General features: G+C 46.1%; 19 protein-coding genes and 2 tRNA genes. 14 read left to right on the top strand and 7 right to left on the bottom strand.

The window, feature by feature from the left end; all coding sequences use genetic code 11:
* Positions 1 to 170 precede the first annotated feature (170 nt).
* Positions 171 to 1,580, top strand: coding sequence for an ATP-binding protein (locus QUA27_RS03375; protein WP_333066326.1), 1,410 nt, complete (start codon positions 171 to 173; stop codon positions 1,578 to 1,580).
* A gap of 8 nt (positions 1,581 to 1,588) precedes the next feature.
* Positions 1,589 to 3,082 carry a tetratricopeptide repeat protein gene (locus QUA27_RS03380; protein ID WP_333066327.1) on the top strand — a complete coding sequence of 498 codons (1,494 nt, stop codon included), beginning with the start codon at positions 1,589 to 1,591 and terminating at the stop codon, positions 3,080 to 3,082.
* A 160-nt stretch (positions 3,083 to 3,242) separates the two neighbouring features.
* Here QUA27_RS03380 and QUA27_RS03385 read toward each other — a convergent pair whose 3' ends face one another.
* The 4 genes from QUA27_RS03385 to QUA27_RS03400 form a co-directional block, all read right to left on the bottom strand.
* Positions 3,243 to 3,962, bottom strand: a complete 720-nt coding sequence (locus QUA27_RS03385) for a DUF2786 domain-containing protein (protein WP_333066328.1) — start codon at positions 3,960 to 3,962, stop codon at positions 3,243 to 3,245.
* Positions 3,963 to 4,127: 165 nt separating this feature from the next.
* Positions 4,128 to 5,345: a DUF790 family protein gene (locus tag QUA27_RS03390; protein WP_333066330.1), complete on the bottom strand. Its 1,218-nt coding sequence runs from the start codon at positions 5,343 to 5,345 to the stop codon at positions 4,128 to 4,130.
* Between the two features lie 15 nt (positions 5,346 to 5,360).
* Entirely contained in the window at positions 5,361 to 5,822 is a 462-nt protein-coding gene (locus QUA27_RS03395) for a DUF3598 family protein (protein WP_333066332.1), read from the bottom strand.
* Between the two features lie 246 nt (positions 5,823 to 6,068).
* Entirely contained in the window at positions 6,069 to 7,607 is a 1,539-nt protein-coding gene (locus QUA27_RS03400; RefSeq protein WP_333066333.1) for a DEAD/DEAH box helicase family protein, read from the bottom strand.
* 309 nt (positions 7,608 to 7,916) lie between these two features.
* Here QUA27_RS03400 and ald point away from each other — a divergent pair, with 309 nt between their 5' ends.
* The 6 genes from ald to mutT all read left to right on the top strand — a co-directional run bounded on the left by ald (position 7,917) and on the right by mutT (position 12,860).
* Positions 7,917 to 9,005: an alanine dehydrogenase gene (gene ald / locus QUA27_RS03405; RefSeq protein WP_333066335.1), complete on the top strand. Its 1,089-nt coding sequence runs from the start codon at positions 7,917 to 7,919 to the stop codon at positions 9,003 to 9,005.
* A gap of 260 nt (positions 9,006 to 9,265) precedes the next feature.
* Positions 9,266 to 9,347: transfer RNA gene (locus QUA27_RS03410), tRNA-Leu, on the top strand.
* Positions 9,348 to 9,420: 73 nt separating this feature from the next.
* A complete protein-coding gene (locus QUA27_RS03415) occupies positions 9,421 to 10,197 on the top strand; it encodes a TrmH family RNA methyltransferase (protein WP_333066336.1) in 777 nt (258 codons plus the stop codon).
* Positions 10,198 to 10,745: 548 nt separating this feature from the next.
* Positions 10,746 to 11,705, top strand: a complete 960-nt coding sequence (locus tag QUA27_RS03420) for an RNA polymerase sigma factor, RpoD/SigA family (RefSeq protein WP_190661889.1) — start codon at positions 10,746 to 10,748, stop codon at positions 11,703 to 11,705.
* A 220-nt stretch (positions 11,706 to 11,925) separates the two neighbouring features.
* Positions 11,926 to 12,267 (top strand): DUF760 domain-containing protein, encoded by a 342-nt coding sequence (locus tag QUA27_RS03425; protein WP_172187001.1) that lies wholly within the window; start codon positions 11,926 to 11,928, stop codon positions 12,265 to 12,267.
* Between the two features lie 188 nt (positions 12,268 to 12,455).
* Entirely contained in the window at positions 12,456 to 12,860 is a 405-nt protein-coding gene (gene mutT / locus QUA27_RS03430; protein ID WP_333066337.1) for an 8-oxo-dGTP diphosphatase MutT, read from the top strand.
* 54 nt (positions 12,861 to 12,914) lie between these two features.
* Here the strand turns inward: mutT and QUA27_RS03435 are convergent, their stop codons facing one another.
* Positions 12,915 to 14,153, bottom strand: a complete 1,239-nt coding sequence (locus tag QUA27_RS03435; RefSeq protein WP_333066338.1) for a histidine kinase — start codon at positions 14,151 to 14,153, stop codon at positions 12,915 to 12,917.
* Positions 14,154 to 14,206: 53 nt separating this feature from the next.
* Between QUA27_RS03435 and QUA27_RS03440 the strand changes: the two genes are divergently transcribed.
* The 3 genes from QUA27_RS03440 (at position 14,207) to QUA27_RS03450 (ending at position 18,881) form a co-directional block, all read left to right on the top strand.
* Positions 14,207 to 15,931 carry a DUF2079 domain-containing protein gene (locus QUA27_RS03440; RefSeq protein WP_333066339.1) on the top strand — a complete coding sequence of 575 codons (1,725 nt, stop codon included), beginning with the start codon at positions 14,207 to 14,209 and terminating at the stop codon, positions 15,929 to 15,931.
* Positions 15,932 to 16,181: 250 nt separating this feature from the next.
* Entirely contained in the window at positions 16,182 to 17,369 is a 1,188-nt protein-coding gene (locus QUA27_RS03445) for a glycosyltransferase family 4 protein (RefSeq protein ID WP_333066340.1), read from the top strand.
* A gap of 267 nt (positions 17,370 to 17,636) precedes the next feature.
* Positions 17,637 to 18,881, top strand: a complete 1,245-nt coding sequence (locus tag QUA27_RS03450) for an MFS transporter (protein WP_333066341.1) — start codon at positions 17,637 to 17,639, stop codon at positions 18,879 to 18,881.
* Between the two features lie 95 nt (positions 18,882 to 18,976).
* Here the strand turns inward: QUA27_RS03450 and QUA27_RS03455 are convergent.
* Positions 18,977 to 19,050: transfer RNA gene (locus QUA27_RS03455), tRNA-Arg, on the bottom strand.
* Positions 19,051 to 19,128: 78 nt separating this feature from the next.
* Between QUA27_RS03455 and moaC the strand changes: the two genes are divergently transcribed.
* From moaC to QUA27_RS03470, 3 genes are all read left to right on the top strand, one after another.
* A complete protein-coding gene (gene moaC / locus QUA27_RS03460) occupies positions 19,129 to 19,650 on the top strand; it encodes a cyclic pyranopterin monophosphate synthase MoaC (protein WP_333066343.1) in 522 nt (173 codons plus the stop codon).
* A gap of 88 nt (positions 19,651 to 19,738) precedes the next feature.
* Positions 19,739 to 19,996, top strand: coding sequence for a 2TM domain-containing protein (locus QUA27_RS03465; protein ID WP_006633890.1), 258 nt, complete (start codon positions 19,739 to 19,741; stop codon positions 19,994 to 19,996).
* 64 nt (positions 19,997 to 20,060) lie between these two features.
* On the top strand, positions 20,061 to 20,363 hold the full coding sequence (locus QUA27_RS03470) for a DUF3181 family protein (RefSeq protein WP_333066344.1): 303 nt from the start codon (positions 20,061 to 20,063) through the stop codon (positions 20,361 to 20,363).
* A 74-nt stretch (positions 20,364 to 20,437) separates the two neighbouring features.
* Here QUA27_RS03470 and murJ read toward each other — a convergent pair whose 3' ends face one another.
* Positions 20,438 to 22,051 carry a murein biosynthesis integral membrane protein MurJ gene (gene murJ / locus QUA27_RS03475; RefSeq protein ID WP_333066345.1) on the bottom strand — a complete coding sequence of 538 codons (1,614 nt, stop codon included), beginning with the start codon at positions 22,049 to 22,051 and terminating at the stop codon, positions 20,438 to 20,440.
* Positions 22,052 to 22,216 lie beyond the last annotated feature (165 nt).

Raw genomic sequence — 22,216 nt, forward strand, 5'->3', positions numbered from 1 at the left:
CGATCTGCTAACTTGCTCCCGATCTCTATATTCCTTGAACAGCAAAGGCTTGACGGCTCAATTTCAACGCACTTCTGGCGCTGTATCCAAAAGTGAGCCAAAATTGAGCCGCGCCACAAATTGGCAGATGTTATAAGTTAAATATGGTTACTGAAGGTTAAAAAATCAGCATGGCAGCTAGTCTAAGAGCATCGGAATCTGGGTTGGAAATTGTCGATCGGGCAAGGCGAAAGAAAGGCTTGAACAAAAAAGCTTCTCGCTGGTGGGGTGAGGCCAAAACTTCAGAATCAGTTTTAAAGCGGTTTTGGCGGCGGATTCCTATTGAGCAACAAGCTTTTGTCAATATTTGCAAGGCTGTAGAAGTGGATAACTGGGAAGATATTGTTGATGATAGTCCCTTGTCTCAGACAGATTCGAGAGCAGAGTTTTTTGCTTGTGACGATGCTTGGGTTGGTCGAAAAGACCTAATTACTCAACTCACACCCAAGGTTCAGGGTTCGTGTCGCCTGTTAATTTTTCTTGGCATCGCGGGAATTGGTAAAACAGCTTTAGCTGAAAGATTGGTGGTGGAGTTGCAAGACGACAGGTTTCTTGGCGAGTGGAGTAAATTTCATCAGGAAAATTTTGAAAACGACCAGCAAGCTTCTGATTTTGCTAGTGTGGCAATTCGATGGTTGGAAAAGTGGGGAGAACGCATTACGCCCGAAGACCGCAAAGATACGCAGCGGTTGCTGAATCGATTGGTCAAGCGATTGCGAGAAAATCGGTATTTGGTGGTGATAGATTCTCTGGAACTGATTTTAAAAGGAAATGAAGAAGCAGGCTGGAATGGTTTTCAGGATGAGTGGTGGGCAAACTTTTTTGAGAGTTTTTTGGCACTAGAATCTTGCCAAAGTCGTATCATCGTAACATCGCAGGATTTGCCAGAGCAAATTCCGACCCGTTATAAAAATTTCTGGTATTGTCAAGAATTGAGGGGACTGACAGCATCAGAACAGTTAGCCTTGTTCGATAAAACGGGACTAGAGGTTGAAATAGATTCACCCAACAAACCTTATTTAGAACGAATCGGGGCTGCTTATGAAGGGCATCCATTGGCTTTGCGGGTGATTGCTGGGGAAATTGGCAGTAAGCCTTTTTATGGCAACGTGGCGGGTTATTGGAATAAATACGGGCATGAAATTGAAGAAGTGGAGAAGGCAATTGAGGAAGCTAAGACCAAAGGAATAACCGCATCAGCAGATGACGACTGGCGACTGGATCGATATACTCGCGAACTGCGAAAAAATGTGCGAGTTCGGCTGGAAAAGACGTTTGAGAGATTGAAAAAAGATGTTTTGAATGCCTATCGATTGCTTTGCGAAGCTTCTGTGTATCGCTGTAGAGTACGGGAGGAGTTTTGGCTGAGTCATTTGGAAGATTGGGATTGCGATGAGGAGAAGCAAGAGTTAGCTTTGGATGCGTTGCGCGATCGCTTTTTGGTAGAAGAAGAATTAATTGACGATGAGGTACACTTGCGGCAGCACAATTTAATTCGCAGTGTAGCATTAGAGCATCTGAAAAATTTGACAGTGAGGTAGTGGACAATATGAAGAGTTATTATGCTGAATTTGATTTTAAAAGTCAAATGGGTTTGGAAGTTAACATCACGCCACCGGGAGAGTGGATGCTGGGTAATCTGGGAATTGATTTAGCAGCCCCGGAGTTTAGGGAACTGCCCCCTTGTAAACGCGCTCAGTACAGAGCGGTTAAAAATTGGCTGACTAGGTACAAACTGAAGCCGGATGCTTCCAATCTTGAGAAAGTTAGCGGATACTTGGAAGCATTTCACCATCTCTGCGAAGTCGAAGACTGGCAAAGAGCTTGGGAAATATTGTGTATTAGCCTTAATACTCCTACTAAAGATGAATTGCACAATCAGCTAGGCATTTGGGGTTATTATCAGGAGAGGCTAGAACTGTACAACAAACTTTTAGGAAAGTTAAGTTATAGAATGAACGCTACTTGTTTAAATGGGCTCGGCAATACTTACTTGGCTATAGGTAACTATGCCCAAGCTATTGAGTGTCACCAACAGCAGTTGGCTATTGAGCGCTCACTTAATAACCTTCGAGGAGAGTGTCAGGCTTTTAACAATCTAGGGAATGCTTACAATTCGTTTGGTAATTATGAAAAAGCAATTAATTGTCACTGGCAAAGTCTGACAATTGCTCTCAAAATCAGAAATAGAGAATGTGAGCAATTAGCTCTGAATAATCTGGGAATTTCTTACTATGACCTTGGGAACTATGATAAAGCACTTGATTACCACCAAAGAAGTTTAATAATTGCGCGGGAACTCCAAAATTACCAAGAACAGGCAAATGTACTAAGCGGTCTTGGGAAAATATACCGTGCTTTTGGAGATTATAATAAAGCAATCGAGTACGAGCAACAGGGGTTAGCCACTGCGCGACAATTTCAAGATCGTCAAGGGGAGGCATACGCTTTAGTTAATCTGGGAATAGCTTTCTTTGAGCTAGGGGATTATTGTGAGGCGATTAATTACGAGCAGAAGGGTTTAGTGATAGCACGAGATATCGGAAGTCGCTACGCTGAAAGTAATGCTTTGTGTAATTTAGGAAATGCTTATAACTTACTAGCCAAAAATCTCAAAGCAATTGAATATTATGAGCAGGCTTTGAAAATCATGCAGGAAATTGGAAATTGTGCAGGAGAGTATATGACTCTAAACAATATGGGAAATGCTTACGTTCTCCTCAGCGACTATAGGAAAGCGATGGATTACTATTATCAATCTTGGATGCTCGCACAAAAGATACGAAACCGAAAAGGTGAGGGGCAGTCTCTAGCAAATATAGGAATTACTTTATTAAAAATTGAGCAGTATTCTGAGGCTTTAAAATATTTACATTTAGCCCTCGAAAATTTCATACAATTCCAAGACAGTCGCGGTCAGGAATTGGTCTTAGTCAAGATGGGCAAAGCTTACTATGCTTTGGGAGAATATACCCAAGCGCTCGCTTATAATCGACAGCATTTAGCTATAGTGCAAGCAAAGCAACAACTGGTAATTTCTTAGGAAGTGATAACGAAGTGCGATCGCGCTTTATCCATCGCTACAGAATTAGACATCCCGCTAGCCAAACATTGTCAGGAATTGAAGGAACAATTACTGAGCGAACAAATATAACCTGTGATGTATCAGTTCTGTTCTCAATTGTACAATTACTATCGAGAACTCAAAGACACTCATTAAGCTGTTTCATATCCCCTTCCGGCTGCACTTGCTTGTGCAAACTAATTTTGTCGCCCACTTCATACCCGGAATAAAAACCCGCCTCGCTGCTGACTTGAGAATCTGTTCTCGTTCTAATTTTAACCCCTCGGCCCTCTAGATAATCGGCGATCGCCTGTTGATTTTTCTCAAACATCGATCGCACAACAATCCCTGGAGTCGCCGCCGCATCTCCCGAACCCGGAATCCCCGACTCTTCCATCTCCTGTTTTTGTTCCAACAATCTTTGTCTCAACCTTGTCGCGCATCCAACCCGAAAAGCATTCAGATACGCCAATCCCTTCCCGTTTCCTTTGCGGTATTTAGCCCTTTTTTCAATCGCCGAACTCAAATACTCGTAAAGATGTTTGCAAACAATCAGGTTTGTAGAAGTTCCCACCAAAAACATACTGCCATTATAAGTATTTCGCATGGCATTGCAACCGTTAGCGTCCGCAATTCCCGAAAGCAGCATCATTTTCCAAGTGACAAATTTCGAGGTTGTTTCAACTGAGTTTTCGTCAATCTCTTCTTGGTGATTTGGCCCTAAATCCGCGAGGCTGAGATTGTACTGTGCCAGTAAAAGGGAAGCTTTTTCGGCCGCAGCAGTCGATTCGTTTTCATTGGATGAGGTGGCGAGGGCTAAAAGCTTTTTGATTCTTTCGACAATACTTGTGTCTGCCATTTTTCAATCGGTTGTAGGGTGAGAGTAAGCGGTGGCAAGCATTCGGCTATTTTCTCATTTTAGTATAGCTGGGAATGTGCGATATTTTTTGAGGAGGATTTTTTTGAACCGCAGAGGGCGCAGAGAGAGAGAAATAAAGAAGTTTGCAACTGGGGCGCGGATTGGTTACTCTTCGAGGACTTCCAGGACTGATTTGGGCAACAATTTATCTTTAAACCAGACTACTTTTGCTGGCACGTCATTTACATTCACCCCGGCTTTTTCTAAATTCAGCCGTTCGGAAATAGCTAAAATCAAGTGATCGCATTCAGACTTCTGTACTTGTGCAAATTTCTTTTGCAAATACTCCGGCCGCCAATAGCCAACTATTTCTAATAAAAACACTCGCCCGTCGGGATGCACCAACCGAAAGTCGGGAATCATCACACTACCTGGAATCGGAATTAAATCAACTTCTCGCTCTAGTTGCCACTCGGTTTTTGTGGAATTCCATCTTTCAGCAAATGCGGCTTCTAACATACTATCATAAGGCTTGCCAGGGGGATAGTGGCTGACTAAACCGCAGTCAGAATTGAGGGTGAATTTACCTGTTTTTAAAACGCCGCTAAAAGGGTCTTTTGTGTGCAGTGTCGAGTGCATACTCCATTTGGTGACGTGCAGCAGTGCGGGCAGCATTTTCGCGAGGGCTAAGCCGTAGCGGGTGCTGGGTTTGAATAAGCTTGTAGGGCCGTCTATTGTCAGCGTAAAACCGTGGTCTGCATCGCCTTCAATGTAAGTCATTAATTGAAATAGTTTCAGATAGCGAAATAAGAGTTTGTATTCTCCTGGATCGTTGCGGTGGGCGGTTAATTGGACTTGACTTGCTCGGTAAAATATGCCTTGAACTTGAGAAAGATTGTATTTGTGAAGCAAGTTTTCGGGTGTTGGTGGATTAAACTCTGTGAGGATTTTGTTTTCGTTTAAATCGGCGTATAAACCTGTAGTGATTTCGTGAGGCAATACTTCTCTGTTTAACTCTTGGCTGAGTTCAGATGCTATTTTTTCCAGGGTTAATTGGGTGGATTGAGGGCTGGGAGTCGATCGCGCAGACAAGGCAAAAACCCGCTGTCTCAACTCTGAGGGTTCTAAGGGACTGATGACTTCCAAGGTGCAGAAACCGCCTTTCAGCAGGTGCGCTAATCCCCGTTTCAGCCGATAATCCGGGCTGTCGCCTTCTAATTCTAGCAACCGTCCGTCGAGTTCGCCTTGGGTTTTGCCGATCGACTCTTGAAAGCAGTCGATCATTTCTGTAGCTGCTTCCAAGTTTTTAGCATCTATCTTGAGGCGTAGCGGGACGATTGATTCCCCATTTTGGCGGTGACTTAATAAATCAGTGGGTAGCATAAGCAGTGAAAACTTTTACTCAATCTTTTGTTCGACAATCACCATAACTCCCCTGAGTTTTCCCTCTTCTGTCAAGCTTTGGGTAGTCCGAATTCGCCGATCGGAACTGACAAGATTGATTGTTTCAACCGCCCTCATAAAGCCAGTTGCTTTATCCCATACTTGAAAAATTATCAACTCATCTCCAACTTCTGTCGCTAGTGTATTGTAGTTGGAAAAAACTGAGTCAAGACCTTCTATTTTTACTTGCCCTTCGCCGACAACATAACCCACAAAATTTTGGGTTTCACTCTCGCCATTGGCATAAGTTTGAACGTTAGTTTGCCTCCATTGGTTGTCAACTATTTTCTGAGTTACCACTGCTGTAAAATGCCTGGTTTCTTTGCAGTCGGCATCGAGTATTGTCCAGTCTCCCTCCCAAACTCCTGTATGTTTGGGGAAAATTTTAAAGTTACTTAGTTGTGCAGTTTCGCTCATTTTTAGGTAATGTAAATTAGTTGATATTGAGATTATACTCTACTTTGGTAATCTTCAATCTTCCTTAGAATCATCATTTTTTTCTCACCATTGGGCTGGCGATTCGGCTGCTTTTTTAGTCGCCTCTCGGTTGACTCCGTAAATCGATTGTAGATGGTAGTTTTTAAATAGACCTAGGAGTGATTTAATTATATAGCCATCTTTTCGCTAAGACTACCCATCCCACAACTAACTTGTTTAGGCTTGCTACCAGGGAATTTCATCATTGTCTTCTCCCCATTTGGCGGGTGATTCTGCTGCTTTTTTGGTTGTCTCTCGGTTGACTCCGTAAATGGGTATCGGTTTGACAGTTTCTAATTTCTGATATTCTGGCTGCGGCTGTTCAATTGGTGTTTTTGCTTGCGGTTTGTGAGGCTGCATTCCTCCTCGGCGGCGTTGAGAAGTTCTTTCTTCGCTGGTGTCTTCGGTGACGACTTCGTAGAGAATTGCTAACTTGTTTGCATCGCTGCTTTTGCGGAGAACTCGACCCAATCGCTGAATGTATTCGCGTTCGCTGCCGGTTCCTGACAATATGATAGCAATTCTGGCGTCGGGTACATCCACTCCTTCGTTGAGGACGTGGGAGGCGACGAGGGTTTTGTATTCGCCTGTGCGAAAGCGATCGAGGATTTCGTGGCGTTCTTTGACTGGGGTTTGGTGGGTAATTGTGGGGATCAGAAATTCTTGGGAAATTCGGTAAACTGTGGCGTTGTCTCCGGTGAAAATTAGCGTGCGCTGGGGAGAGTGTTCGGCTAGAATTTGGGCTAAAATTCGCAGTTTGCCTTCGGTACAAAGGGCGATTTCTTTGGCTTGGCGGTGGGCTAGCATGGCGCGCCGTCCCAGGGGCGATCGCGCGCTTGCCATGATAAACTGTTTCCAACCATCCAGGCTGGATATTCTGATGTTAGACTGTTTTAAGAAGTCGTTGCGAATGTTGATTAATTCGGCGTAGCGAGATGCTTCTTCTTGTGACAGTTTTACCATGATTTGAACTATTTTATGGTCGGCTAAAGCATCGCCTGCCAAATCTTCGGGTCTTTTACTAAATACTGTCGGACCTATCAGGAAATGTAAATCGCTGTGGCGGCCATCTGTGCGATCGGGTGTGGCTGTCAGTCCGAGTTTAAAAGGCGCGATCGCATATTCGGAAATTACTCGATAAAAGTCCGTTGGCAAATGGTGGCATTCGTCAAAAACCAGCAAGCCGTATTTATTGCCCAAGGTTTCTGCATGAATACTTGCACTGTCGTAAGTTGCGACTAAAATTGGCGTTTTGTCCCGCGAACCTCCGCCCAACAATCCGATTTCGATGTCGGGAAAAGCTGCTTTTAAATTAGCATACCACTGGTGCATTAAATCGAGAGTTGGTACTACAATTAAGGTACTGCGACCAGTGACTTGCATGGCTAATTGTGCCAGATAAGTTTTGCCCGAAGCAGTGGGGAGGACAACTACTCCTTGGCTTCCTGCTTCCTGCCAAGCTGCGAGGGCTTCTTCTTGATGTGGGTAAGGCTGCATTTCCACGCTGGGTACGAGTTCGAGTAGTTCGTATCCCCTAGCTTCGTCGGTGAAGTGAATGCACTCGGCTTGGAGGGATTCTACCAGCGGCCGGTAGTGAATGGCTCGAATGCGGTATTTTTCCACGCGATCGTCCCACGTCGCAAAGTCCACCCAGTCTCTGCCTTTGGGCGGCGGGTGCAGCAGCAGCGTTCCGCGATCGAATGTTAAGGTAGGTATCCGTGGCATTTGTTTAGATAGGGGGGCGAGTTATGCCTGTTAAATTATAAGTGACAGATCAAATATATTGACTCTTCTTGAAATTATCTGCGTTACTCTGCATTAATCTGCCATACATCTGCGGTCGATCGATCGATCAAAAAATTATGTAATTCAAGTCTAAATTTAGGAAATTGCGATCGCAGTGGATAAAAATTAAACAAATATTCTCCTAGCCCAGCCGGATTGCCAAATCTAAAATCTACAAGAGTATTGTCCCGCTGGGGATGGTTTTTAGGTTAGATTCGATTTACGTATGCCTGAGATTAGAGGTTATAGATGGAAATAGGCGTCCCCAAGGAAATCAAGGATTTAGAGTTTCGAGTCGGGCTTAGCCCCACAAGTGTCCGGGCTTGTTCCGACAGAGGCCACACAGTTTTTGTAGAAACGAATGCTGGTGCTGGGGCCGGTTTCGCGGACGAGGACTACGTTCAAGCAGGGGCTAAGATTGTCTTAAAGGCTTCAGATGTCTGGAATCGCGAACTAATTGTTAAAGTTAAAGAACCCTTATCTGCTGAGTACCCGCTGATTCAAAAAGAGCAGTTGCTGTTTACATATTTGCACTTGGCAGCCGATCGCACATTAACTGAGCATTTAATCAATAGCGGAGTCCAAGCCATAGCCTACGAAACCGTCGAACTCCCGGACAGAAAATTGCCACTGCTGACGCCGATGAGTATTATTGCAGGGCGTTTGGCCGTGCAGTTTGGATCTCGATTTCTGGAACGACAGCAAGGTGGTCGGGGCGTACTTTTGGGCGGCGTACCAGGGGTAAGACCGGGTAAAGTTGTGATTTTGGGCGGCGGCATCGTCGGCACAGAAGCAGCCAGAATTGCTTTAGGAATGGGCGCGAGAGTGCAGATTTTAGACGTAAATGTCGATCGCCTAGCCTACTTGGAAACTCTGTTCGGTTCCAGAGTAGAATACCTCTACAGCAGTCCTCTACAAATAGAAGCAGTTGTTCCCGATGCCGATTTGTTAATCGGTGCGGTTTTGGTTCCGGGCAAAAAAGCTCCAATTCTGGTTTCTCGCGAATTTGTTGCGAAGATGCACCCCGGTTCTGTGATTGTTGATGTAGCCGTTGACCAAGGCGGCTGCGTGGAAACTTTGCGGGTAACTTCACACACAAATCCTACTTATGTTGAGGAAGGAATTGTGCATTATGGCGTGCCAAATATGCCCGGTGCCGTGCCTTGGACTGCAACTCAAGCTTTGAATAATAGCACTTTGCCTTATGTTTTGCAGTTGGCAAATAGCGGGATTAAAGCTTTGGAAATGAATCCGAGTTTAGCGAAGGGATTGAACGTGCAGAATCACCGATTGGTGCATCCGGCCGTGCGCGAGGTTTTCGCAGATTTGGCCGATTAGATTCTCATTTTTTCAAAAAAATCCGTAGGGTGCGTCAGATCAAAGCTTGTGGATTATTAATAACAAGATGCCTGACGCACCCTACTCAACTACACAAGGTTTGGGGAGGTTTGGCTAACAGTAAATCCTCCAAACTAAAGCATTTCTCAACCCGAACAGTAATTTGTGCCCAATATTATTTGTAGCCCGAAAAAAAATAAATTCCCCAAAACACTTGACAGATTCGCGGAGGTATGGCAGAGTATTAATTCGTGACCGATGCGGAACTGGCGGAATTGGTAGACGCGCATGATTCAGGTTCATGTGGTGCAAGCCTTCCGGGTTCAAGTCCCGGGTTCCGCATTCCAAAGGCAGAAAAAAGTTTGGGGTTAACCCGATACAGGCAATAACCCCATTCGCTCTGCTAAATTAAACAATGTTGACAAGTATTCAAAATCCCCTAGTTAAAGAAATCCGCAAGCTGCACAGCTCGAAGGGACGCAGGGAACAACAATTATTTTTACTCGAAGGGACGCACTTGCTCGAAGAAGCTTGCGCTGCCAAATACCCGCTAGCAACGGTTTGCTGCACTCCCGAATGGCTCGAAGATCACGGGGAACTTTGGGAGCAAGTTGGTAATTTAGCCGATCGCACAGAATTAGTAAGTGCAAAAGTATTAGAGTCGATCGCCACTACAGTCCAACCCGACGGCATTGTCGCCACCGCACCCCGCACCGCAACAGAACCCGCAAAATTGTCAACTTTAGGAATAGCCCTAGAAACAATCCAAGATCCCGGCAACTTGGGGGCGATCGTCCGCACGGCTGCGGCTGCTAATGCTGACGGTTTGCTGTTGAGCGCAGACAGCGCCGATTTAGACCATCCAAAGGTGCTGCGAGCCTCCGCAGGAGCTTGGTTTAAACTGCCAATGGCAGTCAGTCCAGATTTAACCGCCGAAGTCTCCGGGTATAAAAATCAAGGAATGCAAATTTTAGCAACCGTCGCCGGGGCCAGTTTAAGTTATTGGGAAGTAGATTTGCGAGTGCCGACTCTGATAGTTTTGGGCAACGAAGGCTCTGGTTTGTCGGAAGAATTGAGGAGTTTGGCCGATCGACAAATCCAAATCCCCCTGAGTCGTGGCGTAGAATCTTTAAATGTGTCGATCGCCGGAGCCCTCATCTTGTACGAAGCTCAACGGCAAAGAAGTCATTAGTTATTAGTCATTAGTCATTAGTCATTATCTGTTGGGGCGGGTTCATCAATATCTGTAACTTCATATTCAGGGTATTGAAAAGCTGTTGGGCATTTAAATTGTATTTTTTGTATTTTTTTCTTGCACTGTGCCAAAAGGATCAAATTCCCTCCCATCTCCCCCTCTCCCCATTCCCCCCATCTCCCCCTCTACCAATCTACCCCTCTGAGATGTGGCGGATGTTGTTTATATTGATGCAAACTGTAAAGCCAGGAAAGCGGGTACTCTCGTATCAACAGTCCAGGCTGGTATGAAATAAATATGAAGAAGTGTAGCCAAGTGCTCTCACAAATGTTAAGATTCTTAACATAACGTAGTATTTTGCACGCCCCAACCAAAACCTAACCTGAGACGGTGCTGACTGGGAGTAGTAGCTAGCTACCATAAAATTAAGCCTCTTTAAATGGAAGGAAAGCGCAAGTCCCCGCCCGCTTTCCTTCCCAGCTAAAGCTAGGGGTTTGCGACTACCGCAAACCTTTAGAGGCACAGATCCTCAGCGGGAAAAGCTCATGAAAACTCTTAAGTCCTCAGATACAGATTCTGTTCGCGCTTACTTGCGGGAAATCGGCCGCGTTCCCTTGTTGACCCATGAGCAAGAAATACTCTACGGGAAACAGGTACAGCGCTCAACCGCACTGCATCAGGAGAAAAATATTTTAGCCGAAGAGTTAGGCCGCGACCCGACGGCGGCTGAATGGGCACAGGCAGTTGGGCTGTCTGAGGCACAATTGCAGCGGACGATCGAACACGGGGAAAGGGCAAAGCGCCAAATGGTGGAAGCGAATCTCCGCCTGGTAGTGTCTGTTGCCAAGAAATATATCAAGCGCAACGTAGATTTACTGGATCTAATTCAGGAAGGCACGATCGGGATGCAGCGGGGAGTAGAAAAATTTGACCCGACTAAGGGCTACAGATTTTCTACTTATGCTTATTGGTGGATTCGTCAGGCAATTACTCGGGCGATCGCCGAAAAAGGCCGCACCATCCGCTTGCCGATCCACATCACCGAAAAGCTCAACAAAATTAAAAAGGCTCAGCGCCAACTTGCTCAACAGCTCGGTCGCGCGGCCACGGCTGCTGAATTGGCATCAGAGCTAGAATTGACTCCCAAACAGATTCGCGAATATCTCGATCGGGCGCGCCTGCCACTTTCCCTGGACTTGCGCGTGGGAGACAATCAAGATACAGAGTTGGGCGATTTGTTGGAAGATACGGGTACTACGCCAGAAGATTTTGCCCTGCAATCTTCCCTGCGGACTGACTTAGACCACCTAATGGCGGAACTGACTCAGCAACAGCGAGAAGTGCTCGCCTTGCGGTTCGGTTTAGAAGACGGACAAACCCTAACTTTGGCAAAAATAGGCGATCGTCTCAACATCAGTCGGGAACGAGTGCGGCAAATAGAACGGGAAGCTTTGACCAAACTCCGCAAGCGCAAGCAAGATATCAACGATTATCTAGCCAGCTAGCTAGATTGGGGATTGGCGATCGGGTCTCCCTCCTGGCAATCCCCAATCTAAAATCGTAAAAACCGCCGCTTTTAATTCGGTTGTGCCCACTTGGTTCCTATGACTGTCCTGCTACATTAGTAATTACTTAGTAATAAAGATCAGCAGCGATCGGATAAGGGTTATTTAATTTAACCGCCCGCGTCTAACATAACAAGCTGTGTCTGAAACGGAGGTACTCGTGAGCAACTCATCTAATAAATCCCCAGAATTCTTTGAAGAAGACGGAGAAAATGCCAACTTATTATGGCAATACGTGCAGTCAATGGCTCCCGACACAGTTTCTCAGTTGTCTAAGCCGACTTCTCACGAAGTGTTTCAAGTAATGGAGCGAAATATTGTTGGACTATTGGGGAATTTGCCTTCGGAACACTTCGGGGTGACAGTGACTACCAGTCGCGAACATTTGGGTAGATTGCTCGCCTCAGCTATGATTAGCGGTTATTTTCTCAAAAATGCCGAACAGCGAATGACTTTTGAAAAGTCCATACAAGCCAGTGAGAGACACGGCTCGGACGATTAGTAGATTCTTAACATTTAAGTGATCCAAGTGTCAAGCCCCCCCTCGCAAGATGGGGGCTTAATATTTTAGAGTTTAGAGTTTAGATTTTAGAGTTTAGAGTTTAGAGTTTAGATTAAATAATGGAATAATTATTGATATTATTCTTAAATTCCCAATATCCAATTCCCAATACCCAATTCCCAATTAATATGTCTGTTCCTCCTTTTGCCCACAAAGTTATCGGCGTTGCTGCAATCTGGAACGATCGCCAACAAATTTTGATTGACAAGCGCCGACAACATGGACTGCACGGGGGTTTCTGGGAGTTTCCTGGCGGAAAAATAGAGCCTGGGGAAACAATCGAAGCTTGCATAGAACGGGAAATTATGGAGGAGTTGGGGATTGTCGTAGAAGTTGGCGATCGCTTGATTACAATTGACCACGACTACACTAAATTTACAGTTAGACTATACGTGCACCACTGCCGCCACGTCAGCGGGGAACCGCAAACGATCGAATGCGATGAAATTCGCTGGGTGACACTCGACGAAATTGACCAATTTACTTTTCCCAAGGCAAACGCACAGATTATTGCTGCACTGCGGAAAAGTTGAGCTGTAATATCAAACTCGGTTGCTACTGACAACTGACAAATCTACAGCTAAGTTTTATTTTTGGACGGGCAGAGTAAAGTGAAAACAACTGCCTCTATCGGGTACAGAGTCTACCCAAATTTGACCGTAGTGGGCGCGGATGATGCCTTGACACAGAGACAGTCCAATGCCGTAACCGTCTGTTGATTTATCTCGCTGCAAGCGAAAGCTGTCTTCAAAAATGCTCGCGCAATCTTCTTCAGGAATTCCCGGGCCGCTGTTGCAAATGCTGACTTGAACTTTGTAAGCGGTGCGGTGGAGAATTGAAAGATTAACAGTTCCTCGGTCTGGGGTGTACTTGCTGGCGTTGTCAAGCAGGTTGACCATGACTTGTTTAATGCGATCGGGATCGGCATAAACCAAGGGCAAATCTGCGGGAATGTCTGTTTCTAAGTTCAGACTTTTCGCCTGAAATTTGTCTTGAAATTGCAAGATTACATCTTGACAAATCGCCCGCAGTTCGATTCTTTTTGGTTCAATGTGGAGTTGAGCGTTTGTACCCCGGGCTGCTTGCAGGATATCTGTAATCATACGATCGACAATTTGGATTTGGCGGCGGGCTTGTTTCATCAAATGAGCCGCCAGACTCGGTGTCAAACGCGACTTTTCCCCCTCTTTCACCTTCTGACTTGACTCCAAAGTCTCCAAAGCCAAAGATGCAGCCGTCAAGGGATTACGCAAGTCGTGAGCTAGCATCGCAATAATCCGGTCTTTCAACTGCAACTGCTCTTGCAGGTGTTCTTTTTCCTGTTTGAGGCGAAAAACTTCATCAGAAAGCTGCACAATTTCGGCGGCGCAAGCAACGGAATAGAGTGGTTTTGGGTTAGTCAGGCTTTCAGCAAGTGCTGGGGCTGACTGCTGCTGAGCTGCGTATTCTTCTACAGAACGCTTCCAGCGAGGCCACCAGTGTTCGAGTTGGGCGATTAAATTGCTGCCGGCGAGAGTTTGTCGCGGATCGGGATGAATTTTGAGCAGCGAGGGAGTGGCTACAAGTTTAAAGTGTTCGGCTAAATCGGGCTGTTCTCCTACGTCAATGATTTGAAGCTCAAAGTCGCAGTCTGCTTTCAAATCCTTTAGGGACTTGCGGATGTGTCTGGTCTGTTCCCGGGAAGAGGAACGCTTGTCTACAAACAGCAAAAGCTGTAAAAGCGGTGCGGAATTTACCGGCTGTTCGGGAGAACAGTCAGTGCCGCTGGTGCCAAGTGTTGGATGGACGCTGTTGAGCTTTTCGATCGGGTGAAAATAATTGAGCATTGCCGAGCCGAGTTATTTCACTTCTACTTTAATTTAATACTTACTTTAGATTTATGCTATTGTCCGATAATTTCATTACAGGCGGGCAGATGATATTTTTGAGATGGAAGAAAAATGAGTCGCTGCGGGTGGTGGTTCAAGTGGCGGCCGCCTTTTTTGTGCTGTGCCTGTTGCTGACGCTGCACCGCTACTACAGTTTTTACGCTACTTACGACCAAGGCATTTTCAATCAACTTTTTTGGAACGGCACTCGGGGTCACTTGTTTGAGAGTTCCCTCTCTTCGGCTTTGTCCACTAACGTGGTTCACCAAAATCAGCTCCCGTCCGTATCTTACTATCGGTTGGGGCAGCATTTCACGCCGGCGCTGATGCTGTGGCTGCCAATTTACTCGCTGTTTCCCTCCCCCGTCACTTTGACTGTGTTGCAGGTGGCTTTAATTACGGTGGCTGGAGGAGTGCTCTATGCTCTCGCCAGACACTATCTGGAACCAAGGCTGTCGGCGACAATTGTTCTGAGCTATTACTGCGCTAACGCGGTCATCGGCCCGACTTTGGGTAATTTTCACGATATTTGTCAAATGCCACTGTATGTCTTTAGCTTGCTGCTGGCTATGGAGAAGCGCTGGTGGCCCTTGTTTGGGATTCTGGCAAGTTTAATTTTGGCCGTGCGAGAAGATGGGGGAGTTGTTTTATTTGGCGTCGGAGTTTACCTGATTTTGAGTCGGCGCTACCCTCGGACTGGTTTAGCCGTCTGCATACTCAGTTTTGGTTATATGATCCTCCTAACTAATCTGATTATGCCTTTGTTTTCTGCTGACATATCCCAGCGGTTTATGATGGAGCGCTTCGGTCAATATGCCGATGGAGATGAAGCTTCTACTCTAGAAATTATTTGGGGAATGGTGAGCAATCCCTGGCGGTTGGTGGCTCAGTTATTTACGCCGTTTTTTGGTAAGATTAGATACCTGCTTGGCCAGTGGTTGCCATTAGCTTTGGTTCCAGCTTTCGCGCCTGCGTCTTGGATGATAGCTGGATTTCCGCTGCTGAAGCTATTTTTAGCGAAAGGAGAGTCGGTGCTGGCAATTAATATTCGCTATGCGATGACTGTGGTTCCAGGGCTTTTTTATGGGGCAATTCTGTGGTGGGCCCAGCGTCAAAAGGAAGAAGATAGAATGGTGAGAGAGGAAAGAATGTTTTTGCGTTTTCCTTCTGCTTTATTTCCTCTGCCTTCGTCTTCAAAGTTTCGCCGCTTTTGGGCGTTTTGCATCTGTTTGTCGCTATTTTTTACCTTCACTTCTAACCCAAATCGGACTTTTTCTTGGATTTTGCCCGATGCGATCGATCCTTGGGTGCAGGTTCCTCTTGTCAGACAATGGCAGCACGTTTTGCAAGTGCGGCCGCTGTTGGCTCAAATTCCTGCTGATGCTAGCGTGGCAGCGACGAATACTATTGTGCCGATTTTGTCAAGCAGGCGGGAAATTCTCAGGTTTCCGATGTTTGAACTCCGCAATGATGCGGGGAAGGCAGTGAAGATGCAATATGTAATTGCCGATATCTGGCAGTTGCAGCAGTATCAGGCTGCGTTTCGCGGGGAACGGGGACAGTTGCGGGAGATCGTACCGGCGATCGAGCGAATGTCCAAATCGGGAGATTACGGCATTGTTGGCTTTGAAGACGGCGCGATTTTGATGCGTCAGGGTGCTGTATCTAATTCTGCATCTGCTGCTGCTTGGAACCGTTTTCGCGGCGAATTGGAGCCGATTTTGAAGAAACGGTAAGCGGGTAGGCGCGATCGCCATTGCTTCCTTCAGTGGCTCAAATCTTGAGGAAACCTGTTTTTTTCAGGTAATGGCGATCGAGCAACTTCATGCAAAAACCAGATTTAGGCATGATTTTCTGTCTTTGTTGCTGCCAAAAGTCAGGCATTGGGCTTCAACTTACGAGCCACTAAAATTTGAGGCTTATTATTTTACAATAAATCTGTTAATCCTAAACATTAAGTTATATAAATTATTTGGAGGAAGAAAGATGAAAATTTTGGTATTGGCATGGGAGTTTCCTCCCAGAATCGTAGGCGGTATCGCGCGCCACGTATCGGAACTGTATCCTGAATTGGTAAAGCTGGGCCACGAAATACATTTAATTACAGTAGAGTTCGGCCACGCGCCGATGTACGAAGTGGTGGAAGGAATACGTGTGCATCGGGTGGTGGTGGGACACGCCAGGGACTTTTTTCACTGGGTGGCGAATCTCAACCAAAGCATGGGCCACCAAGGCGGGAAACTGATGCTGGAGGAAGGATCCTTTGATATCATCCACGCTCATGATTGGTTGGTGGGAGATGCGGCGATCGCCCTCAAGCATACCTTTAAAGTACCGCTAATTGCCACCATCCACGCCACCGAATACGGGCGCTTCAATGGCATCCACAATGAGGGGCAGCGCTACATTAACACCAAGGAGAACGACCTCGCTTACAACGCTTGGCGGGTAATTGTTTGCAGCGATTATATGCGGCGGGAAGCCGAACGGGTACTATCGACTCCGTGGAACAAAATAGAGGTAATTTACAACGGAATTCGACCAGATAAAAAGCCGAGGTGGCACGAATTTGACGCTATGGATTTCCGCCGCAGGTTTGCTGCTGACGATGAGAAAATTGTCTATTATGTAGGAAGAATTAGCTATGAAAAAGGTATTTCTGTATTTCTCAATGCGGCACCTAAAGTAATTTGGGAAATGGGGGGTAAAGCAAAAATTGTAATTGTTGGTGGCGGCAATACCGACCAGCTCAAACATTTAGCTTGGCATTTAGGAATTTGGAATAAGTGTTATTTTACTGGGTTCATGTTTGAGGAACATCTTGACAAATTTCAGACGGTGGCTGACTGTGCGGTTTTCCCCAGTCTTTACGAACCTTTTGGGATTGTAGCGTTAGAAAGCTTTGCTGCAAGAGTGCCTGTGGTGGTGTCGAATGCGGGCGGACTTCCAGAGGTGGTGCTGCACACTAAAACTGGCGTTGTTACTGAGGCAAACAATCGGGATTCTTTGGCCTGGGGAATTTTGGAGGTGCTGAAAAATCCGGGTTACGCGCGGTGGTTGGTTGACAATGCTTATGAGGATTTGGAACGCCGGTTTAGTTGGCCGAAGTTGGCGATGGAAACTCAGTGGGTTTATGAACGGGTGGTGGAGGAAAGGGCTGAGGTTGATTGGTGAAAGGGACAGGTATAAACCATTATGCTAGGCTTTATTGCTGCGGCGCAAGGGGAGACTCAGGGGAATCTACAGCTTTTTAGTTGCAGATGTTAACAATTTGTAACACAATAAAGAGATACACTTAAAAGTGCGATCGAACTATGCTACCTGCGACAATTTCCAGTTTGTCTTTTCACAGCTACATTCGGCAATCAAAAGGCAGGAAATAAAACTGCCTAACTCTACCTCAGCTTGAGCGCACTCAGAAGATTTAAAGGGAATTGCATCTTGAATATTTTTAGGGACATCGATCCCCAACCCAGACGCAGCTTACTAATTTTATTCACGGCAGGCCTGCTATTCTGGTCGAGTTTGGCTTCGCTACTGCCCACTTTGCCCCTGTACGTTCAATTTGTGGGCGGCACAAAACAGCAAATTGGCTTTGTGATGGGTGCATTTGCGATCGGACTTTTGCTATCGAGGCCACCGTTGGGTAAAATAGCCGACAGCAGTGGGCGAAAAAAAGTTTTGCTGCTAGGCGCGACAGTCGCTGCGATCGCCCCTTTGGGCTACCTGTTAGCTCAATCTATCCCCTTACTGTTACTTATTCGCGTTTTTCACGGCATTAGTATCGCCGCTTTTACTACAGCTTACAGCGCTTTGGTAACAGATTTATCGCCGCCAGGAAAGCGGGGCGAACTAATCGGTTACATGAGCTTGGTGAATCCTATTGGTCTAGCAGTTGGGCCGGCTATTGGCGGATTTGTGCAAGCTTGGGTTGGTTATACTCCTTTGTTTGCGATGTCGGCGGCTTTCGCTGCAATGGCTGTATTTTTTACCTGCAAAGTTGCGGAACCTAATTTTGCAGATTTAACCAAATCGGGCTCGCTATCTGAGGACAAAAATAGCCAAAAATACTGGGAAATGCTCTGGAATCCTAGAGTGCGGATTCCGGCTTTAGTGTTATTAGTGGTTGGTTTAGTCTTTGGAACTTTGAGCACTTTTATGCCTTTGTTTATCCAAGAAACTAAGACTAATTTGAATCCAGGATTATTTTATTCGACGGCGGCTATCGCCAGTTTCGGTATACGGTTGCTCACGGGACGGGCTTCGGACAAATACGGTCGCGGCTTGTTTATTTCAGCAGGCTTAATCTGTTATGCCGTGTCGATGTTATTGTTGTATTTTGCTAACAACAGCAATGCTTTTTTAATAGCAGCTTTGGTTGAAGGTTGCGGGGGCGGTACGGTTTTGCCGATGATGGTAACGCTGATGTCGGACAGGTGCCAACCTTATGAAAGGGGCCGCTTGTTTTCGCTTTGTATTGGCGGATTTGATTTGGGAATTGCGGTTGCGGGACCGACTTTAGGCTTTGTTGCTGAACAAGTTGGCTACAGAAATATGTTTGCTTTTGCGGCTGGCCTCGCTGGCTTGGCTTTGCTGATTTTTATTACTCAGTCTAGCAAGGGCTTATCTAATTCGATGAAATTTGCGATCGGTCGAGGCAAAGATATTTATGCTTTGAATCAGTAAACGTACAAAATTAAAAAAGTTATGAGTTTTAAGTCGTGAGTTGAATTAATTTCTTAATTCAAAACTCTAAACTCAAAATTCATAACTTTTAGTAGTGGGCTTGGAGGGATTCGAACCCCCGACCTCATGGTTCGTAGCCATGCACTCTATCCAACTAAGCTACAAGCCCCTGTTGAGTTCAGATTTAATCTAAAATTGATTAAGTTCTTTTCTCACAGAATCTAACAGTAACACCATTACCAAAATAATGCAAGACCTTTCGCAAAGTTTTTCTAAATTGCCCGATCGCGCACAGCTAACTCACCTCGACAACAGCGGGGAAGCCCAAATGGTGGACGTTTCAGCGAAGGTGCCGACTGTGCGGCAAGCTGTGGCTGCTGGCCGGGTGCGGATGTTGCCGGAGACTTTTGCGGCGATTGAAGCGGGGAATGCGCCGAAAGGTGATGTGTTGGGCACTGCAAGGCTGGCTGGAATTATGGCGGCCAAACAGACTGCACATTTGATTCCTCTGTGTCACCCTCTGCCGCTGAGTAGCGTGGAGGTGCAGGTGATGCCGGATGCTGGGTTGCCGGGGTATCAAATTCGGGCGACGGTGAAAATTAAGGCGGAAACAGGGGTGGAAATGGAGGCGCTGACGGCGGTTTCGGTGGCGGCGCTGACTTTGTACGATATGGCTAAAGGATTGGAAAAGTCGATCGCCATTGAGTCAATTCGACTGGTGAGTAAAAGTGGTGGCAAGTCTGGAGACTATGAAAATGTAGAGGCATAAGTTTCCTACCGAAAGAGGGATGCAGCATTCAAAAAGCTGCACTTATGATTAAAATAGGCACTGAACTACTAATATCAAGTGAAAAACTATGCCTCCTCGTTGGCCCCGCAAACCCGACCGCAACGATCCAGAGTACCGCCGCTTAGATGACCGGATGAATTTTGCTATCCACGTCGGTCTTTTTTCTGCTACCAATTCAGGTTTGTGGTTTGTTCACAATTTGCAAAAGGCTGATTGGCCTTGGGCAATTTCAGTAACGGGTGGATGGGCTCTAGTAGTTTTGGCCCACGCGATTTACCATTTTGCGATCGCCGATTATTCGCCACTCACCAAAGATTCTGGCTGAAGGCAGTTGGCGGCGATTTGTTAAGTCTTTTGATTGATAACAAATAACTTTCGGCTTTTTTGATATGGCTAATACTACACAGGCGATCGAATCCTTAGCAGCCGAAATCGGCGAAAATGTCTACATTGACATTGCCAAATGGCATTTGTATCTGAGAGATGCTCACCTGCATACCGTTGTTGCCCAACAACTTTATTCAATGCTGGAAGATGGCAATTTAGATGCTGACAAAGTGGAACGAGTTTTGCAAGGAATTCCTGTCAAGTTGGGCGGCGGCAAGCGGGAAGTGCCACTGGCCGATTTAATTCCGATGCAGTGTCAAGTTCAATTGATGGATGTTCTTGAGGAATTTCAGCGAAAAATGTAAAGTAAAGGGCGGGTTTTGTACGCAGATTGTGGGCGTTGTGTCTAGTATTTCGCCTTTAACCCGCCCCGACAATTTTATTTGCGAAAACGCCCCCGAATGCGATCGACAAACATATCAACTTCCGGCAACTTCATCTGACTGACAAACAGGGCAAAAACTCCTAACCCTACAAAACTTGCCACACTCAACTGCACTAATTGAATTACCAAACCTTCAGTACCCAAAACTCTTTGACAGGCTTGCAGAGTAGCCAAGGTAACGAAAGCAGTTAGACAACTGCCAGAAGTTAACCCGAGAAAAGGTAAACTCCACTCCCCCCAAGGCAGACCACCCAGCTTTTTATCTAATAAGTACAAAAGCATAATCATCGACAGAAGATTCACTCCCACCGTCGCCAAAACTAATCCGGGCGCGCCAAAAGCTCCTACTAACAAATAATCCAAAAGAGCGTTGAAAAAGATATTGATAATACTGATGCGAAAAGGGGTTTCCCCGTCTCCCAAAGCGTAAAATACCCGTACCACAACGTCGCGTCCCAAGTACACAAACATTCCAATACTGTAAGCCATCAATATCGGCGTAACAAACTGCGAGGCTGACCGATCAAAAGCATAGCGTTCGTAAACAACGCGGACGATCGGCCCAGCCAGCGTTATCATTAAAGCGCTCAGCGGCAGCATCGTAAGGCCGGTCAAAACTAAAGATTGACGAATGCGATCTTTTAATTCCGGCCAATCTCTCGGATCGGTGAGGCGAGAAAATATGGGTAGAAATGGCACTAAAATTACATTAGAAATGATGCCTAAAGGCGTCATGACTAACAAGCCACTGTAACCCAACGCAGAGGCAGCTTGAGGGATGTAGGATGCGAAAAATAGGTCAGTATAAACATTAATTTGCAGCATTCCTGATGATAAGGTAGCAGGAACCATCACCTTAACTACTTCTTGCACTCCCGGCCGTTTAAAATTAAACCGCAAACGCAATGTTCCCAAGCCGGCGCGCCACTGCGCCACCAGTTGCACCAACCACTGCAAAACTGCACCCGCTAAAGTTCCCCAAGCTAACACTAAGCCGCCCATTAGTGCGTATTCTGGCTGAATAATTTTGTCTCCGAGTTGCAGTGCCAGAAGCCCCAAACCGCCGACAAGTGCAACGCTGGAAAATAAAGGACTAATCGAAGGCAACCAGTACATATCGGCGGCGTTGAGAGTGCCGAAACCAATGCCGATTAAGCCTGAAAGTAATGCCATCGGCGCCATAATCCGAAATTGCTGGACGGCAATTGCTTTGATTTGTAAACCTTCTGCTGTTCTATTTAATCCCGGTGCCACCAAATCGATCGCCGGATCTGCAAAAATAATTAAAGCGACTGTTACCAACAGCAATATGCCCCCGACTAAGGTGGTGATAGTCTCGACTAAGGGTGCTGCTTCTTTTTTATCCCGGCGGGCTAAAACACTGACGATGGCGCTGTGAAATGGCCCGTTTATCCCTCCGAGCAAAATAAATAAGAAACCAGGGATGACGTAGGCGTAGTTGTAGGCATCGACGGCGACACCGACTCCAAAGGCTGCGGCGATCGCAATTTGGCGCACCAATCCAAAGACTTTGCTAATTAGAGTGGCGACTGCGACAATGCCGGCAATCCCTGCGAGGGAACGAGAGGGCTTCTGTAATTGGGACACAAATGGTTACAAACGCTAATGCTAAAAGGATTCACTTATTTTAATCGCGAACCGGGAGAATCATATCACGAACTCATAAAACTTCTAGGGAAAATTGCGCTGATACCAATTTTATTGATATTACTGACTTGCGGAAATTCAATAATCGATCGGGACTCTTCGTCC

The organism is Microcoleus harperi Pol14_C6 (genome assembly GCF_036701295.1).
GTDB lineage: Bacteria > Cyanobacteriota > Cyanobacteriia > Cyanobacteriales > Microcoleaceae > Microcoleus.

Excerpts from the sequence above, each read along its gene's own strand:
- QUA27_RS03435 (WP_333066338.1), bottom strand. The coding sequence starts at position 14,153 with ATGCTCAATTATTTTCACCCGATCGAAAAGCTCAACAGCGTCCATCCA.
- QUA27_RS03470 (WP_333066344.1), top strand. The coding sequence starts at position 20,061 with ATGGCTAATACTACACAGGCGATCGAATCCTTAGCAGCCGAAATCGGC.
- QUA27_RS03445 (WP_333066340.1), top strand. The coding sequence starts at position 16,182 with ATGAAAATTTTGGTATTGGCATGGGAGTTTCCTCCCAGAATCGTAGGC.
- QUA27_RS03400 (WP_333066333.1), bottom strand. The coding sequence starts at position 7,607 with ATGCCACGGATACCTACCTTAACATTCGATCGCGGAACGCTGCTGCTG.
- mutT (WP_333066337.1), top strand. The coding sequence starts at position 12,456 with ATGTCTGTTCCTCCTTTTGCCCACAAAGTTATCGGCGTTGCTGCAATC.
- QUA27_RS03395 (WP_333066332.1), bottom strand. The coding sequence starts at position 5,822 with ATGAGCGAAACTGCACAACTAAGTAACTTTAAAATTTTCCCCAAACAT.
- moaC (WP_333066343.1), top strand. The coding sequence starts at position 19,129 with ATGCAAGACCTTTCGCAAAGTTTTTCTAAATTGCCCGATCGCGCACAG.
- QUA27_RS03380 (WP_333066327.1), top strand. The coding sequence starts at position 1,589 with ATGAAGAGTTATTATGCTGAATTTGATTTTAAAAGTCAAATGGGTTTG.
- QUA27_RS03440 (WP_333066339.1), top strand. The coding sequence starts at position 14,207 with ATGCTATTGTCCGATAATTTCATTACAGGCGGGCAGATGATATTTTTG.
- QUA27_RS03420 (WP_190661889.1), top strand. The coding sequence starts at position 10,746 with ATGAAAACTCTTAAGTCCTCAGATACAGATTCTGTTCGCGCTTACTTG.
- QUA27_RS03465 (WP_006633890.1), top strand. The coding sequence starts at position 19,739 with ATGCCTCCTCGTTGGCCCCGCAAACCCGACCGCAACGATCCAGAGTAC.
- QUA27_RS03415 (WP_333066336.1), top strand. The coding sequence starts at position 9,421 with ATGTTGACAAGTATTCAAAATCCCCTAGTTAAAGAAATCCGCAAGCTG.
- QUA27_RS03385 (WP_333066328.1), bottom strand. The coding sequence starts at position 3,962 with ATGGCAGACACAAGTATTGTCGAAAGAATCAAAAAGCTTTTAGCCCTC.
- ald (WP_333066335.1), top strand. The coding sequence starts at position 7,917 with ATGGAAATAGGCGTCCCCAAGGAAATCAAGGATTTAGAGTTTCGAGTC.
- QUA27_RS03390 (WP_333066330.1), bottom strand. The coding sequence starts at position 5,345 with ATGCTACCCACTGATTTATTAAGTCACCGCCAAAATGGGGAATCAATC.
- QUA27_RS03375 (WP_333066326.1), top strand. The coding sequence starts at position 171 with ATGGCAGCTAGTCTAAGAGCATCGGAATCTGGGTTGGAAATTGTCGAT.